Origin of the sequence: Streptomyces sp. NPDC059853 (genome assembly GCF_042731495.1) — a bacterium.
GTDB lineage: Bacteria > Actinomycetota > Actinomycetes > Streptomycetales > Streptomycetaceae > Streptomyces.
Genome location: NZ_JBHWJL010000546.1, coordinates 1 through 1541 on the forward strand (window position 1 = coordinate 1; position 1541 = coordinate 1541).

1 protein-coding gene is annotated in these 1541 nt (G+C 74.7%); it reads left to right on the forward strand.

Annotated features, from left to right (window positions below; genetic code table 11):
* Nucleotides 1-63: 63 nt before the first annotated feature.
* Nucleotides 64-1541: dTMP kinase (gene tmk / locus ACFV5N_RS27735; protein ID WP_385605273.1), on the forward strand; the 1478-nt coding region annotated here is incomplete at its 3' end.

Consider the following 1541-nt stretch of genomic DNA (forward strand, 5'->3'; position numbering starts at 1 on the left):
GTAAATACAATCCCAAAAAAGTCGGCAGCGGTCGAATCTTCTTAATCACAAGTCGTACTGCGGGTGCTGGAGTTCGGCGGCGGCCCGGTCTCGTACGGGCTGCTCGTCCTGGGGCTGACCGGCGGTGTCGCGGCCGGGGTGCGCTGGTCCGGCGCCGTGCTGCCCGCCCTGTCGCGGCGGCGGGTCTTCGCGCTGGCGCTCGCGGCCGGCGGACTGGGCCTGTTCGGGGTCGGGATGATCGCCGACCCGGCGACGGTGCTGTTCACGGCGGCGGCCACCGGGGTCGCGGCCGGGGTCGCGGCGGCCACCGGGCACGTCCTGCTGGACCAGGAGACCGAGGAGTTCCGGCGCCCCCGGCTGACCCAGCACCTGCACGCGGTGGTCCGGGTCGCGATCGGCCTCGGGGTGCTGGTGGCCCCCCTGGCGGCGGCGCTGATCGGGCCGCACCGGGTGGAGCGCGGCGACTTCGTCATCGACCACGGGGGCGCGGCGTACACCCTCATGATCATCGGCGCGCTGCTGCTGCCGGTGGCCGCGCTGGTGCTCGGCCGTACCGACGACCGGCGCGGGGTGCCGCTGCGGCGCGACCTGGTGGCGGCGGTGCGCGGCGGCTCGGTGGAACCGGCGGCGGCCACGGCCGGCAGCGGGTTCTTCATCGTCGTCGAGGGCGGTGACGGCGCCGGCAAGACCACCCAGGTGGAGAAGCTGGCCGAGTGGATCCGCAGCAAGGGCCACGAGGTGGTCGTCACGCGTGAGCCGGGTGCCACACCCGTGGGGCAGCGGCTGCGCACCATCCTGCTGGACGTGTCCACGGGCGGGCTCTCGCACCGGGCCGAGGCGCTGCTGTACGCGGCGGACAAGGCCGAGCACGTGGAGACGGTGGTGCGTCCGGCGCTGGAGCGCGGCGCGGTGGTCATCTCCGACCGGTACATCGACTCGGCCGTGGCGTACCAGGGGGCCGGGCGCGATCTTTCGGCCACCGAGGTGGCGCGGATCTCGCGCTGGGCGACCGACGGGCTGCTGCCGCATCTGACGGTGCTGCTGGACGTGTCGCCGGAGACGGCGCGGGAGCGGTTCACGGAGGCGCCGGACCGGCTGGAGTCGGAGCCCAGCGAGTTCCACCAGCGGGTGCGGTCCGGGTTCCTGGCGCTGGCCGCCGCCGATCCGGCGCGCTATCTGGTGGTGGACGCCGGGCAGGACCCGGAGTCGGTCACGACGGCGGCGCGGCACCGGCTCGACCAGATGCTGCCGCTCTCGGAGAAGGAGCTGCGGGAGCAGGAGGAGGCCCGGCGCAAGGCCGAGGAGGAAGCGCGGCGGCGCGCGGAGGAAGAGCGCCGGCGCAAGGAGGAGGAAGAGCGCCTGGAGCGGGAGCGCCAGGAGGAGCTGGCGCGGCTGCGGGCCGAGGAGGAGGAGCGCAAGGCGCGCGAGGCCGAGGAGGCCCGGCTGGCCGAGGAGCCGCGCCAGGCCGAGCACGCTCGGCGGGACGAGGAGCAGCCGCGCCGGCAGGCGGAGGAGGAACGCAGCATCAGGGAGGACGAGGA